The following is a 14,314-nucleotide window of genomic DNA, read 5'->3' on the forward strand; positions in this document are numbered from 1 at the left end:
GATGGCGAGCGAACACACGGACGTGCTGATCGTCGGCGCCGGCCTCTCGGGCGCGGTCGTCGCCCGCCGGCTCACCGAGGCCGGCATCGGCGTCACTTGCCTCGAGCAGGGGCTGCGCCACGAGAAGGAGGACTATCGCGGCCGCTTCGACGACGTCGAGGTCGCCGGGCTCGGGCCGTGGCACGCCCATCCCAACCGGCGCGGGCGGCGCGAGGACACGCCGGTCGACGACAGCGAAGCGGAGATGAAGCCGCAGCTCTTCCACGGCGTCGGCGGCTCGACGATCCTTTACGGCGGCCACTGGATGCGCTTCCTGCCGTCGGACTTCCGCGTCCGTTCGCTCGACGGCGTCGCCGATGACTGGCCGCTCGACTATTTCGACCTCGCGCCGTTCTATGACCGCATCGACCGCGATTTCGGCGCCTCGGGTCTCGCGGGCGATCCGGCCTATCCGCCGACGCCGGACCTGCCGATGCCGCCGCTGCCGATCGGCCGCTGGGGCGAGAAGGTCGCCGCCGCGCACCACCGGCTCGGCTGGCACTGGTGGCCGGGCACCAACGCCATCGCCTCGCGGCCCTACGACGGCCGCCGCCCCTGCGTGCAGCGCTCTACCTGCGGCTTCGGCTGCAACGAGGGCGCCAAGGCCTCGGTCGACCTGACGCACTGGCCGCGCGCCGAGCGCGGCGGGGCCCGCCTCATCGACCGCGCCCGCGTCGCCGAGATCACCCTCGACGCCGCGGGGCGGGCCGACGGCGCGGTCTACATCCGCGACGGCGTCCGCCACCGCATTCGCGCCGACGTGGTGATCCTCGCCGCCAACGCGCTCGGCACCGCGCGGCTGTTGCTGCTCTCGGCGAGCGGGCGCCATCCCGGCGGGCTCGCCAACCGCTCCGGGCTCGTCGGCAAGCGGCTGATGATGCACCCGTTCGGCCGTGTGGTCGGCTTCTTCGACGAGCCGATGCAGAGCTGGCAGGGGCAGTGGGGCCAGAGCCTCTATTCGATGGAATTCGCCGAGACCGACCTTTCACGCGGCTTTGTGCGCGGCGCGAAGTGGAACCTCACCCCGTCCGGCGGCCCGCTTGCCGCCGCCCTGTTCCCCTGGAGCGACGGGAAGCGCTTTGGGGCCGCGGTGCACGAGCACGTCGAGACCTGGCTCGGCCATGCCGCGATCTGGGGCCTCTCCTGCGAGGATCTGCCGGAGGAAATCAACCGCGTCGAACTCAGCGAGGTGCTGACCGACGCCGACGGCCTGCCGGCGCCGAAGCTGGTCTACCGCGTCTCGGACGACTGCCGGCGCATGCTCGCCTTCAACACCGAACGGGCGACCCAATCCTTCCGCGAGGCCGGTGCCGCCCGCGTCGAGGCGACCGGGCTCGTGCCCGACCTCGGCTGGCACGTCCTCGGCACCGCCCGCATGGGCGATGACCGCGAGACGTCCGTGGTCGACCGCTGGAACATGGCGCACGACGTGCCGAACCTGATGGTGGCCGACGGCAGCAGTTTTGTGACCGGCTCCTCGGTCAACCCGGCCCTCACCACGGCGGCGATCGCGCTGCGCGCCGCCGAGAAGCTGATCGCGGACCGCCGTGATGTCCGGAGCGCCGCATGAGCGATCCGCGCCGCGAGCGGCTGCTCGACCTGCTCGTCCCCGCCGCGGGCATCCATCCCGCCTTCACCGCCGTCGATCCGGACGGCGTGCTGCTCGCGCGGGTGATCGCGATCCGCCCGCCGCTCGCCGGCGTGGTTGACCGGGCTCTCGACGCCTTGCCCGAGGATTTCGGCGCCGCCGATCTCGAGGCCCATGCGGCGCGAGACGCCGATGGCTTCGAGGCGCTGCGCGAGCTCGTCTTCGGCGCCTATTATCTCAGCCCCGCCGTGCGCCGCGTGATCGGCTACGATGGCCAGCAGGCGCAGTCGCTGCCGCGCGACGGATTCGGCGCCGAGGAACTGGCGATGGCCATGCTGGAGTCGCCGCCGCGCTGGCGCGATCCGCGCCAGACCACTCCCGCGACCGGGCCTGCACCCGGCGATCAGCGAAGGACCGCGATGCACGCCCACCCCGTCCGCCACGTCGCCAACCCGCTCGCCGTCCGCGGCGACTACGGGACACGCCAGCGCGCCGTGCTGAACCACGCCGCCGGCGCCGAGGCCGCCGCCGAGATCGCCGCCTGGCCCGGCTACGCGCCGACGCCGCTGCTATCGCTGCCCGGCGCCGCGGCGCGGCTCGGTGTCGGTCAGGTGCTCTACAAGGACGAGGGCCGGCGCTTCGATCTCAAGAGCTTCAAGGCGCTCGGCGGCGCCTATGCCGTGCTGCGCATCCTGCAGCGGCGGCTCGCGGACACCGGGGTCACGGCGAGCGCCGCCGAGTTGATCGCCGGCGCGCACCGCGACCGCGTCGCCGACATCACGGTGGCGACCGCCACCGACGGCAACCACGGCCGCTCCGTCGCCTGGGGCGCCGGCCTGTTCGGCTGCCGCTCGGTCGTCTACATCCACGAGAACGTCAGCGCCGAGCGCGAGGCCGCGATCGCCGCCTACGGCGCCGAGATGCACCGCGTTGCCGGCGGCTACGACGACAGCGTCCGTGCCGTCGCGCGCGATTCGGCCGAGCGCGGCTGGACGCTGGTCGCCGACACGTCGAGCGAAGGCGGCCGCGACGTGCCGATGACGGTGATGCAGGGCTATACGCTGATCGCCGAGGAGGTGCTGGCTGTAACGGGCGCCGAGCCGGCCACCCACGTCTTCGTGCAGGCCGGCGTCGGCGGGCTGGCGGCGGCGCTCGCCGGGCATTTCTGGGAGCGCTTCGGCGCCGCCCGGCCGCGGCTGGTCGTCGTCGAGCCCAATCTTGCCGACTGCGTGTTTCAGACCGTCGAGGCCGGCCGGCTGGTGGCGCTGGAAGGCTCGACCGACACCTTCATGGCGTGCCTTGCCGCCGGCGAGGTGTCGCCCGTCGCCTGGGAGATTCTCGAGGGCGGGCTCGACGACGTCGTGGCGCTGCCCGACGAGGCGGCGATGGATGCGATGCGCCTGCTCGCCGACGGCATCGACGGCGACCCGCCGATCGTCGCGGGTGAATCTGGCGCCGCCGCGTTCGCGGGGCTGGTCGCCGCGGCGCTCGATGGCGAGGCCGGAGCACGGCTCGGGCTCGACGCGGCATCGCGGGTGCTGGTGATCGGCAGCGAGGGGGCGACGGACCCCGCGACCTATGCCCGCGTGGTGGGGCGCCCGGCCGAGGCCGTGGCGCCGTGAGCCGGCCGGCCTCAGCCGATCTGCCAGCCGCCGTCGACGGTGATCGACTGTCCGGTGACGTAGCGCGCAAGGCCCGACGCGAGGTAGACGTAGGTGCCGGCGAGATGCTCGAGCGGGCCGAGATGGCCGACGGGAATCCGGCTTTCCAGCGCGCCGCGCACCTCCGCCTCGGCAACGCCGCGCAGGGCGGCGCGGTCGCGGAACAGCTGGCGGATCATCGCGGTGTCCATCTGGCCCGGGCAGACGGCGTTGACGAGAATGCCGGCGCCGGCGAGTTCGGCGGCCATGCTCTGCATCACCCCGATCATGCCGAATTTCGAGGCCGAATAGGCGGCGTTTTCGCGCCCGCCGCGCAGGCCGAACAGCGACGAGGTGAAGACGATGCGCCCGCCGCGGCCGTGCGCCAGCATCCGCTGGGCGCCGGCGCGCGCGGTGATGAAGGCGCCGGTGAGATTGACGTCGAGCACGCGGCGGAACTCCGCGGCCTCCATCTCCACGGCGTGTTTCAGGAGCAGGATGCCGGCGTTCGGCACGACGATGTCGAGCGGGCCGAGATAGGCTTCGACCGTTTCCACCGCCGCGGCGGTGGCGCCTGCGTCGGTGACGTCGAGCACGAGCGGCAGCACCTTGCCGCCGATCTCCGCCGCCGCGCTCTCCACCGCCCCGGCCTGCACGTCGGCGAGCGCGACGGCGGCGCCTTCCGCGACATAGGCCCGCGCCACCGCGAGCCCGATCCCCTGCGCCGCGCCCGTCACCAGCGCCACCTTGCCGTCCAGCAGACCCGCCATCGCATCCTCCCGCAGCAGAGCCGGCGCGCGTGCGCGCAACCGCCTTGCATCCGGAGCAAGTTACATGCCGCGATAAGTGGGCCGAGGGCAGGGGCATGACGATCGCCGACGCCATCTCGGCGGCGGTTGACGCCCGATCGGGCGATCTCCTCGCCTTTCTCGGCCGCCTCGTTGCCGCTCCGAGCCCGAACCCGCCGGGCGACACCCGCGCCGTCGCAGCCCTCGTCGCCGACCGGCTGGCGCGAGCCGGGATCGCGCACCGGATCGTCGCGAGAGTGACCGAGAAGCCGAACCTGATCGCCGTCGCCGACAGCGGCCGGCCGGGGCCGCATCTCGTCCTCAACGTCCATCTCGACACCATCCACCCCGGCGAGGCTTCCGACTGGTCGGTGCCGCTCTATGAGGCGACGCAGCGCGACGGCCGCATCCTCGGCCTCGGCGTCGGCAACATGAAGGGCGCGGTGGCGGCGATGACGCTCGCCTTCGAACTGCTCGTGGAGCGGCGGGCCGACTGGTGCGGCCGCGTCACCTTCACCGCCGTCGCCGACGAGACGGTGTTCGGCCCCGACGGCGCCGCCTTCCTGCTCGACACCGAGCCGGACCTTATCGGCGACGCGGTGATCTGCGGCGAGGGGCCGGGGGCGATGGGTCTCGGTCTCGCCGAAAAGGGCGTGCTCTGGCTGGCGCTCGACGCGGTCGCCCCCTCGGCGCAGGGCATGCTGGCGCGGCCGCGCTCCTCGGCGACGACCCGGCTCGCCGCCGCGATCGTCGAGCTCGACGGCTGGAACGACGTCCATGCCACGGCGCCGGACGAGATCGCCGCGGTGGCCGCGCATCCCGAGCGCGACGGCCTGCGGCTCTCGGTCAACACCGGCACGCTCGCCGGCGGCCGTTTCGTCAGCCAGTCGGCGACGCGGGCGACGGCCGAGATCGATTTCCGGATTCCGCCCGGCCTCGACATCACGACCATCGAATCCCGCGTCGACGCGGTGATCGCCCGCATCGGCGGGCTGGCGCGGCGGCCGATCAAGGGCTGGGAACCGAATTGGACCGCGGCGGACAGCCCGATCGTCGAGGCCGTCGCTGCCGCCCACCATGCGGTGCGCGGCGCGCCGGCGGTGCCGGTCGTGCGCCTGCCGGCGAGCGACGCCAGCCGCTGGCGCCAGCGCGGCATCCCGGCCGTCTGCTACGGACCGCAGGCCGACCTCGTCTCCGGCGTCGACGACTGGGTGTATGCCCGCGACGTGATCGACTGCGCGAAAATCTATACCGTCGCGGCGCTCGCCGTCCTCGCACCGGCGCCAGCCGCCTGAAGCCGTCCACCGAACCTGCGACCAATCCCCGAGGACCCCGTTCCATGCTGCTGCCAGATCCCTTTTCGTCGAAGCCCCGGCCCGCCGTCTTCGGCATCCGTGCCGCGATCTCGGCGGCGCATCCGCTCGCGACCGCGGCGGCGCAGGCGGTGATCGAGAAGGGCGGCAACGCCGCCGACGCGGCGATCGCGGCGCAGGCGGTGGTCGGCGTGCTGGTGCCCGAATCGGGTGGCATCGGCGGCGACGGCTTCTTCCTCGTCCGCTCGGGGCCGGGCGAGGTCACCGCCATCAATGCCGCGGGCGCTGCGCCGCGCGCCGGCCTGCCGGCGGCGATCCGCGACGACGGCACGTCGGTCAACGTCCCCGGCCTCGTCGGCGGCTGGGCCGAACTTTCGCAGCGCTTCGGCCGCTTGCCGCTCGGCGAGAGCCTCGCGCCGGCGATCCGCATCGCGCGCGAGGGCATGCGCGTGCGGCCGCGCCTCGTCACGACGGTCGAACAGCAGCGCGAGCGGCTGCTGCGGGGCGGGGCGGAGGCCTCGGTGTTCCTGACGGCCCGGCCGCACGACCTCGTCCGCCAGCCCGAACTCGCGGCGGCGCTGGAAGGCATCGCCGCAGGCGGCGCCGACTGGTTCTACGGCGGGCCGCTCGGCGCCGCGATCGCTAGCGCCGTGGCGCGCCGCGGCGGGCTGATGACGGCGGCGGACCTCGCCGCCCACGAAACCGTGGTGGTGCCGCCGATTTCCGTGACCTGGGCCGGGCGCACCGTCTACGTGCAGCCGCCGATGTCGCAGGGCATCCTGCTCGCGATGGCGCTGCAGGGGCTCGGCAAGCTCGGCAGCCTGCCGCCGGAGAAGGTCGACCACGCCGCGGTCGAACTCACCGAGGCCGCCTTCGGCTTCCGCGACCGCTGCGGCGAAGGCACGGCGCTGCTCGCCGAAGAACTCCCCGTCGACCTCGACCGTGCGTCGGGCCGCGGCGGGCCGCGCGGCTATCTCCACACCGCCGGCGTCGCCGTCGCCGACAGCGACGGCACGGTGATCTCGTCGCTGTTCTCGGTGTTCGACAATTTCGGCTCGGCGATCTACGTCCCCGAAGGCGGCTTCGTGCTCAACAACCGCGCCGGCGGCTTCACGCAGGCGCCGAACGAGGTGGCGCCCGGCAAGCTGCCCGTGCACACCCTCGCGCCAATGCTGATGGAGGAGGAGGGCGGCGCGCTGGCCCTGTCGACCCCCGGCGCCGACGGCCAGGTGCAGACCCTGCTGCAGATCCTCTGCTCGACCGTGCTGCTCGGCCTCAACCTGCCGGCGGCGATCGAGCGTCCGCGCTGGCGCTCGGAGAACGGCAAGCTGCTCGTCGAGGCCGGTCATCCGTCGGCCGAGGTGCTGCGCGCGCTCGGTCACGCGGTGGCGGAGATGCCCTATGGCGACATCCGCGGCGGCGGCGTGGTGGCGGCGGGCCTTGCCGGCGAGGTGCCCTATGCGGTGTCGGATTTCCGGCGCGAGAACTGGAGCGGCGCGGTCTGACGCGGCTTTAGCCGGCCGCGACGAGCCGGGCGATGCCGTCCTCGAGCCCGATCTTCGGCCGATAGCCCAGGCGCTGCGCCGCCCGGCCGAGGGCGAGCGGGCCGATGACACCATCGCCCGCCTCGCCGCCGCCGGACACGACGTCGAGCCGCAGGGCAGGCAGCAACGTCCGCACGATTTCACCGATCTCCGCCTCGGAACGGTAGTCGCCGCCGGTGATGTTCACGGCGACGCAGCCGCCGGCGGGCGTCGCGACCGCGGCCGCGACCGCGTCGACGACGTCCTCGACCGCCACGAACTGGCGCATCGCGCCGCGCTCGTCGGCGAGCGTCACGGCGCCGCCGGCGCGCCCCGCCGCGATCAAGCCTGCGATCAGGTAGGGCGAGGTGCGCCCCGGCCCGTAGATCGACGAGATCCGCAGCATCCAGGCGTCGAGGCCGCCGGCGGCGGCGTAGGCGGCGACGACCTGTTCGGCCGCGACCTTGCTCGCCCCATAGGGCTCCGCCTTGCCGATCGCCCCGTCCTCATCGACCGGCTGGCGATCGGCGCGGTCGCGGTAGACGGCGTTCGAGGAGAAATGCACAAGCCGTGGCGCCCCCGCCCGCCGCATCGCCTCGACGACCGCCAGCGTGCCGGCGACATTGACGTCGAACATCAGCGCCGGGTCGTCGCGCGCGAGCATCGGGCCGGAGATCGCGCCGGCATGGACGACGACATCCGGCCGCACGGCGGCGACGCTGGCGATCACCGCCGCCCGGTCGCGCAGGTCCAGCGCGATGACGCCCGCGCCCCGGTCCGCGGCCCGGTCCGCTGCGAGGTCGGTCGCGACGACGTCGTGGCCGTCGGCGACGAGCCGGGCCGTGAGGTGGCGCCCGACGAAGCCGGCGGCGCCGGTGAGGAAGATCCGCATCGCCGTCTCCCGTCAGGCCGGATGCACGCGCATCCAGTGTTCCGCGATCTCGCGCCCGGTGGCGACCCAGACCCGGTCGCGGCTGCGGACATGGTCGAGGAAGCGCACGAGGCCGGTGATCCGCCCGGGACGGCCGATCAGGCGGTCGTGCACAGCGAGCGACATCATCTTCGGCCGGTCGGCGCCCTCGGCATAGAGCGTCTCGAAGCAGTCGATCATGTACCGGGCGAAGTCGTCGCCGGTGGAGAAGCCGAGGTTCTGGTCGAAGCGGTTGTCGTTGGTCTCGAAGGAATAGGGGACGACGAGGTGCGGCCGGCCGGCGGCCTCGACCCAGAACGGCAATTCGTCGGCGAGGCTGTCGCGGTCGTAGAGCAGCCGCCCGGTTTCGGCGAGCAGGCGGCGCGTGTTGCCGCCGGGACGGCCGGTCATCCAGCCGACCGGCGCGACGCCGGCGACGCGCTCCAGCGTCTCGAAGGCGAGGCGGATGTGCTCGCGCTCCACGTCCTCCGGCACCGTCTGGTAGTCGAGCCAGCGGTAGTGGTGGCTGACGAGTTCGTGGCCGTCGGCGACGAAGGCGCGGGTCAGCGCCGGGGCGCGCTCGGCGGCGCGGGCGACCGCCAGCAGGCAGACCTTGACCTCGAAGCGCCGGAACAATTCGAGCAGGCGCCAGCCGCCGACGCGCGAGCCATAGGCGAACACCGATTCCACCAGCGGGCTGCGCAGCCCCTCCAGCGACGGCTGGCCGATGTCGTTGAGCGCGCCTTCGGAAACGCCGTCGCCGTCGAGGATCGAGCGCTCGCCACCGCCCTCGAAGTTGAGGTTGATGTTCAGCGCGATGCGCGCGCCGCCCGGCCACTGCGCATCCGGCGGTGCCCCGGCATAGCCGACATAGTCGCGGTCATCGATCATCCCTCGCACTCCTCCGAACGGCATCCGGAGAAGAGCCTAGAGACTGTTGCGCTGCACGCAAGTCTCTTGCTGGATGGGGAGCGAAAGTGCCCTCGGTTCGGCCGGCGGATGACGAACGGGGTGACATTGCGGCGCGATTCGGCCTGGAAGTCACTTGCATGGAGCGCAATTCGCCCTAGACTCGGGCTCACCTCTCACCGGATTGCCCCGCCATGCCTGTCCGCGACGGAAACGCCTACATCCAAGCGCTCCGCGACGGTCGCCGCGTCGTCCTCGACGGTCGCGGCGTCGCCGACGTCACCACCGATCCGGCCTACCGCGGCACGGTCGCCTCCTTCGCCCGGCTCTACGACCTGCAGGCGGCGCCCGAAAACCTCGAACTGATGACCTTCGAGACCGAGACCGGCCACCGGGTCAACCGCGCCTGGCAGTTGCCGACCTCGCCGGGCGATCTCGTGCAGCGGCGCCGGGCGATCGAGGCCTGGTCGGCGTCGAACTTCGGCTGGCTCGGCCGCTCGCCCGACCATCTCGCGACCGCGCTCTCCGGCCTGATGATGGGTTCCGAGGTGATGGCGCGCCACGACCCCGCCCGCGCCGCCGCGTTCCGCGACTACTTCACCTATGCCCGCGACCGCGATCTCTTCGTCACTTACGTGATCCAGAACCCGCAGGCCGACAAGTCGAAGTCGCCGTCGGCGCAGGCGCGCGACGTCGTGCTGCACATCGTCGACCAGGACGCGAGCGGCATTACCGTCTCGGGCGCCAAGATGCTGGGCACCGCCACGGTGATGTCGGACGAGGTCTTCGTCGGCAACATCCAGCCGCTGAAGCCGGGCGAGGGCGCCTATGCGCTGAGCTTTGCCGTGCCGGTGGCGACGCCGGGCGTCGTGCTGCTGTCGCGCCGGTCCTACGAGACGGGGGTCACCAGCGGCTGGGACTATCCGCTGTCGAGCCGCTTCGACGAGAACGATGCCGTCGTCGTGTTCGACGAGGTCAAGGTGCCGTGGGAGCGGGTCTTCGTCTGCGGCGACGTCGCGGCGGCGCGGGCGCAGTGGCACGAGACGCCGACGCACGTCTACCAGAACTACCAGTCGCAGATCCGCCTGATGGTGAAGCTGCGCTTCCTGCTCGGCCTCGCCCGGCGCATCGCCGAGGTCAACGGCTCGGCCGGGATGCCACAGGTCGAGGCGGTGCTGGCGCGGCTCGCCTGCGAGGCCTCCATCGTCGAGGGCATGGTGGCCGGCATGGAGGCGGCCGGGCGCCGCGTCGGCCCGTTCTTCGTGCCCTCGCCGCACCTGCTCTATGCCGCGCAGACCTATACCCAGGAGCTCTATCCGCGCTTCGTCAACGCCATCCGCGACCTCGCCGGCGGCGGTGTCATCATGCTGCCGTCGTCGATCCGCGACCTCGACGATCCGGAGATCCGCCGGCATATCGAAGGTACGCAGGTCTCGTCCGTGACCGATGCGCTCGGCCGGATCGGCGTGATGAAGCTCGCCTGGGACGCGCTCGGCTCGGAGTTCGCCTCGCGCCATGTCCAGTACGAGATGTTCTACGCCGGCGCCTCCTACGTGAACCACGCCAACGTCAACCGCACCTACGACTGGTCCGCCGCCACGGCCCTCGCCGATGAGGCGCTCGCCCTGTCACCGCGGCCGGCGTTTCCGGCGGGCGGCGCCGGGCCGCAGCGCGAGGCTGCGGAGTAGGCGCCGAGCCGCGCCCCCGGCGGCCGAATTCGCCGACCTGCCGGACCGCCACAATCACGGCCGCGCATGGCCCGGCTTGAATTGCCGGATCGCGCGAGAGACAGACTGGGAGAGGGGTGGTGGACCAGTTCCGCCAACCCTCTGGGCTGCCTGCGGAAACAATCATCGGGTCCAGAAACGAAAACGCGCCCGGAGGCGGTTCCGAGCGCGAAAAGAAGGAATGGCTCCCCGGGTAGGATTCGAACCTACGACCGATCGATTAACAGTCGATTATAGAGCCCTCGATCCTTTCAGTCATAGACGGAAATTCGGCGCGCCGACATCCTTATAAACATTTGGAATCGCGTCAATTTATAGAGCTGACACGCGATTATTGCAGCCATAAACGGAAACGTCGGAACACGGGGCATCGCCGGATTTCCGCACATATTTCCGCACATATTCCGTGTATGTGCGCGGATTCCTATGCTATCATCAGTCACAGGTTGATTGGTCACAGGGCGAAAATCATGGCGACGACGTTGACCGCAGCGGCTCTTTCAAACCTCCGGGTGCCGCCCGATAAGCGGCAGATCGAGGTTTTCGATGCGAACACGAAGGGCTTGAGCGTCATCGCCTCGGCTGGTGGCGCGCGGGCGTTTTTTCTGACCTTCACCGATCCGCAGACCGGTAAACGGGCGCGGCGCAAGCTCGGTAATTTCCCCGAAATGTCGCTGGCGACCGCACGGGCACGGGCGCGGGAGGGTAGGGGGCAGGTTGCGGACGGGGCGACTCCATTGCCGCCGCCGCCTCCGGCCGGGATCACCGTTGCGGAGCTGGTGGAGTCATATATTGAGCGCGGTATGCGCGACCTGCGCTCAAAGGATGCGGTAGCGAGGCGCCTCCGGGTCAATCTCGCCGCTCCCTCGATCGCCGGGCGGGTCGCCGCCGCCTCATTGTCTAGGGCCGACATCGCGCGCGCTCTTGATCTCATGGTCGATCGCGGCGCGCTTGCCGAAGCTAATTCCTTGTTCCGGAACATCAGATCGCTGGTCAGATGGGCACGCGGGCGGGGAGAAATCACCGACGATCTTACCTTCGGTTTGAAGCCGCCGGCTCGATCGCAGGTGAGGGAGAGGGCACTTTCGGCTGAGGAAGTCGCCGCATTCTGGTCTGGGATCGAAGCGCCGCTTAGAGGCAGCATGGTTCGGCTGCTGCGGTTTACGCTCGCCACAGGCGCCCGAATTGGCGAGGTTTGCGGGCTTCGGTTCGATGAGATAGACGCGGACGGGGTATGGCACATTCCCGCCGACCGCTCGAAAAACAAGCGGGGATTCGCTCTGCCGCTGCCCTCGATCGCGCTCGAAATCCTCGGCGAGCAACGCGCGTACTTGGCCACCCATTACGGCAGGAAGGACCGCAGCACGGGCGCACCGCTCGTCTTTGCCTTTCCAGCTCCGGGCGGGATCGAGGCGATCGACCATGGCGCACCGTCCAAAGCTCTCAAGCGCCTTCAAACCAATAACGGAAACAAGATCGGACTACCTTTCGGAATACAACCCTTCACGCCGCACGATCTTCGCCGGACGATGGCAACACATCTGGCAATAGCTGGAAAGAATGACTTCGATGTAGGTCTAGTACTTAATCATATATCAACCACTAGGTCTTCAATAACCTCTTCAGTATACATCCGTCACGACTATTTATCTGAAAAACGTACCATCATGACTTTGTGGGATGCCCGACTCCGCGAGCTTGCCGGCCTGCCGCCACCCGCCGATCCGGCCGGCTCAAGCTAGCCATCCGATTCGGTCATGGTCGACTAGCCCGCGACCACCAGCCTCGAACCGACCGACCTGAAGCCGCCTTCGAAGGGCGGCTTTTTTTGCATTAATACCTGCAAACATCGCGCAAGTTTTCAACAGACCGGCGGCAGTTATCCACACCGGCCGACCGTGGAAAACTACGGCTGCTTCTTGGACAACTGGCGACGAGACTTGCGCCCCGGCACGCGATTGCACTATGACGATTCAGGGTTAGCCAATGGAGCCGAGCATGAACAAAGAAACCATCGCCCTGTCGATCGACGAAGTCGTGAAGCAGACCGGTATCTCTCGCCGCACTCTTTATTACACCATCGCGCGCGGCGATCTGGTCGCGCGGAAGATGGGTGCGCGTACCCTCATCTTGCGGAGCGAGCTTCAGGAATTCTTGGAACGTTTGCCGCGCATGGACATCGCTTCGAATAACCACCACGCCGCCTGAGAACCAGCACCACGAACACCACGAACCACAAAGGGAGGCGCCATCGACCGACGATTTCCGGCACTAATGCCGGCGAGGACTGAGTTATGCCCTACGACCCCGGCGGCAATGGCCCGCCCGACAACGAAAAAGCCGCCCGGACGGCAATCCGGAGCGGCGATATTTCGAACATCTACACCGTTGATTCTACCGCGAATCACCCGGAAAATGCAAGCGCGATTGACCGCCCGGAAGGGGGGAAGGTGCTCCGGCTGGCCAGTGCCCGGCGCCCTGCCGCTCCTAGTGGTTTGATCGTCGGCGAGCGCGGTCAGCCGCTTTCGATCGTCGCGAATGTCCTCGAAATCCTTCGGACCGATCCGCATTTGTCGGACCTGTTTAGCTTCGACGAGATGGCCGGCGAGGCGATCTTGCGCGGGGCGATCCCGGGCCAGCGCGGGGCACCTTCTATGAAGGCCCGGCCGATCCGGGACGTCGATGCGACCGGGATTCAGGTCTATATCCAGCGCCACCACCTGCCGAGCGTCGCGCTCGACACGGTGCATCAGGCGATCGAAGCGCGTGCTGCTGAGAGGGGATTTCACCCTGTCCGCGACTATTTGCAGGCGCTGGAATGGGATGGGATTCCTCGGCTTAGCCGCTGGGTGCCCACGTACCTCGGCGCCGAGGATTCCGTCTACCATTGTCAGGTCGGTGCTCTTTTCTTGTTGTCGATGGTCGCGCGCGTCATGCGGCCGGGGTGCAAGAGCGACTACTGTGTCGTCTTGGAGGGTCCGCAGGGTGCTCGGAAGTCCACCGCCTGCGCGATCCTTGGCGGCGCGTACTTTTCTGACTCGCTGCCCGATATCGCATCGGCGGGGAAGGACGTCTCTATCCACCTGAAGGGACGTTGGTTGCTCGAAATCGCAGAGATGTCCGCCATGTCGAAAGCGGAAAGCGCGGCGCTGAAAGCTTTCATCACGAGAACCGAAGAGCGCTTCCGGCCTCCGTACGGTCGGAAGGAGGTCGTCCAGCCGAGGCATTGCGTCTTCGTGGGCACGACGAACGAAGCGACGTATCTCCGCGACGCGACCGGCGCTCGCCGCTTCTGGCCGGTGAAGGTTGGGCGGATCGACACCGACGCTCTTGCGCGGGACCGCGATCAGCTCTTCGCCGAGGCGCTGCACCTTTTCAATACGGGCGCCAACTGGTGGCCCTCTGCGGACTTCGAAGCGCGGCACGTCGTGGAGCAGCAGTCGGAACGCTTCGAAGGCGATGCCTGGGATGACAATGTCCGGGCATATATCGCGGGCAAGAGTCGGGTCAGGGTGCAGGATGTAGCGCAGGAGGCGCTGTCCCTCCCCATCGGCCGGATCGGAATCGCCGAGCAGCGCCGGATTGCGGCTATCCTGCGCCGGTCGGGATGGCTCGCGAAGCGGACGAACACTGAACGGTTTTTCGTTCGGGTCGCGTAATCGGGAGTGACGCATACGAGGAGCGTGACGGATGGTGACAGTTCATCCGTCACGCCTAACCTGTTGAAATGAATTGATAATGACGCAGTGACGCATGGTGACGGCATTTTCAAAGAGTTTGAGGCAGCTGCACCAGATATTCCCATCCGACCTACCCGCGAAGCATTCTGGCAAAGTCTTCAAAGTTAGCGTCACCATGTGTCACTGCGTCACCTTAC

Annotated in this window: 11 protein-coding genes; 8 read left to right on the forward strand and 3 right to left on the reverse strand. The window is 69.4% G+C overall.

From position 1 onward, the window contains the following. Nucleotide 1: 1 nt before the first annotated feature. Both I5731_RS14850 and I5731_RS14855 read left to right on the forward strand, forming a co-directional pair. Nucleotides 2–1,609 carry a GMC family oxidoreductase gene (locus I5731_RS14850; protein WP_197312174.1) on the forward strand — a complete coding sequence of 536 codons (1,608 nt, stop codon included), beginning with the start codon at nt 2–4 and terminating at the stop codon, nt 1,607–1,609. After that, entirely contained in the window at nt 1,606–3,249 is a 1,644-nt protein-coding gene (locus tag I5731_RS14855; RefSeq protein WP_235981816.1) for a diaminopropionate ammonia-lyase, read from the forward strand. The genes I5731_RS14850 and I5731_RS14855 overlap by 4 nt, the downstream gene beginning before the upstream one ends. An 11-nt stretch (nt 3,250–3,260) precedes the next feature. On the opposite strand, the gene I5731_RS14860 is transcribed toward I5731_RS14855, so the two are convergent. Beyond that, entirely contained in the window at nt 3,261–4,037 is a 777-nt protein-coding gene (locus tag I5731_RS14860) for an SDR family NAD(P)-dependent oxidoreductase (RefSeq protein WP_197312175.1), read from the reverse strand. 95 nt (nt 4,038–4,132) lie between these two features. Here I5731_RS14860 and I5731_RS14865 point away from each other — a divergent pair, with 95 nt between their 5' ends. Next, entirely contained in the window at nt 4,133–5,350 is a 1,218-nt protein-coding gene (locus tag I5731_RS14865) for a M20/M25/M40 family metallo-hydrolase (RefSeq protein ID WP_197312176.1), read from the forward strand. A gap of 44 nt (nt 5,351–5,394) precedes the next feature. Continuing rightward, on the forward strand, nt 5,395–6,873 hold the full coding sequence (locus I5731_RS14870) for a gamma-glutamyltransferase (RefSeq protein ID WP_197312177.1): 1,479 nt from the start codon (nt 5,395–5,397) through the stop codon (nt 6,871–6,873). Nucleotides 6,874–6,880: 7 nt separating this feature from the next. Here the strand turns inward: I5731_RS14870 and I5731_RS14875 are convergent, their stop codons facing one another. Both I5731_RS14875 and I5731_RS14880 read right to left on the reverse strand, forming a co-directional pair. Next, nucleotides 6,881–7,783 carry an NAD-dependent epimerase/dehydratase family protein gene (locus I5731_RS14875; protein WP_197312178.1) on the reverse strand — a complete coding sequence of 301 codons (903 nt, stop codon included), beginning with the start codon at nt 7,781–7,783 and terminating at the stop codon, nt 6,881–6,883. A gap of 12 nt (nt 7,784–7,795) precedes the next feature. After that, nucleotides 7,796–8,692, reverse strand: coding sequence for a polysaccharide deacetylase family protein (locus tag I5731_RS14880; protein ID WP_210336320.1), 897 nt, complete (start codon nt 8,690–8,692; stop codon nt 7,796–7,798). A 212-nt stretch (nt 8,693–8,904) separates the two neighbouring features. Between I5731_RS14880 and I5731_RS14885 the strand changes: the two genes are divergently transcribed. The 4 genes from I5731_RS14885 (at nt 8,905) to I5731_RS14900 (ending at nt 14,096) form a co-directional block, all read left to right on the forward strand. Continuing rightward, on the forward strand, nt 8,905–10,398 hold the full coding sequence (locus I5731_RS14885; RefSeq protein ID WP_197312179.1) for a 4-hydroxyphenylacetate 3-hydroxylase family protein: 1,494 nt from the start codon (nt 8,905–8,907) through the stop codon (nt 10,396–10,398). Nucleotides 10,399–10,907: 509 nt separating this feature from the next. Then, nucleotides 10,908–12,179 carry a tyrosine-type recombinase/integrase gene (locus I5731_RS14890; protein ID WP_197312180.1) on the forward strand — a complete coding sequence of 424 codons (1,272 nt, stop codon included), beginning with the start codon at nt 10,908–10,910 and terminating at the stop codon, nt 12,177–12,179. A gap of 256 nt (nt 12,180–12,435) precedes the next feature. Then, nucleotides 12,436–12,645, forward strand: a complete 210-nt coding sequence (locus tag I5731_RS14895; RefSeq protein ID WP_197312181.1) for a helix-turn-helix domain-containing protein — start codon at nt 12,436–12,438, stop codon at nt 12,643–12,645. An 86-nt stretch (nt 12,646–12,731) separates the two neighbouring features. Next, nucleotides 12,732–14,096: a virulence-associated E family protein gene (locus I5731_RS14900; RefSeq protein WP_197312182.1), complete on the forward strand. Its 1,365-nt coding sequence runs from the start codon at nt 12,732–12,734 to the stop codon at nt 14,094–14,096. The last annotated feature ends 218 nt before the right edge of the window (nt 14,097–14,314 follow it).

Origin of the sequence: Methylobrevis albus (genome assembly GCF_015904235.1) — a bacterium.
Lineage (GTDB): Bacteria > Pseudomonadota > Alphaproteobacteria > Rhizobiales > Pleomorphomonadaceae > Methylobrevis_A > Methylobrevis_A albus.

Coding starts and splice junctions, on each gene's coding strand:
- I5731_RS14850 (WP_197312174.1), top strand. CDS start 2: ATGGCGAGCGAACACACGGACGTGCTGATCGTCGGCGCCGGCCTCTCG.
- I5731_RS14855 (WP_235981816.1), top strand. CDS start 1,606: ATGAGCGATCCGCGCCGCGAGCGGCTGCTCGACCTGCTCGTCCCCGCC.
- I5731_RS14860 (WP_197312175.1), bottom strand. CDS start 4,037: ATGGCGGGTCTGCTGGACGGCAAGGTGGCGCTGGTGACGGGCGCGGCG.
- I5731_RS14865 (WP_197312176.1), top strand. CDS start 4,133: ATGACGATCGCCGACGCCATCTCGGCGGCGGTTGACGCCCGATCGGGC.
- I5731_RS14870 (WP_197312177.1), top strand. CDS start 5,395: ATGCTGCTGCCAGATCCCTTTTCGTCGAAGCCCCGGCCCGCCGTCTTC.
- I5731_RS14875 (WP_197312178.1), bottom strand. CDS start 7,783: ATGCGGATCTTCCTCACCGGCGCCGCCGGCTTCGTCGGGCGCCACCTC.
- I5731_RS14880 (WP_210336320.1), bottom strand. CDS start 8,692: ATGATCGATGACCGCGACTATGTCGGCTATGCCGGGGCACCGCCGGAT.
- I5731_RS14885 (WP_197312179.1), top strand. CDS start 8,905: ATGCCTGTCCGCGACGGAAACGCCTACATCCAAGCGCTCCGCGACGGT.
- I5731_RS14890 (WP_197312180.1), top strand. CDS start 10,908: ATGGCGACGACGTTGACCGCAGCGGCTCTTTCAAACCTCCGGGTGCCG.
- I5731_RS14895 (WP_197312181.1), top strand. CDS start 12,436: ATGAACAAAGAAACCATCGCCCTGTCGATCGACGAAGTCGTGAAGCAG.
- I5731_RS14900 (WP_197312182.1), top strand. CDS start 12,732: ATGCCCTACGACCCCGGCGGCAATGGCCCGCCCGACAACGAAAAAGCC.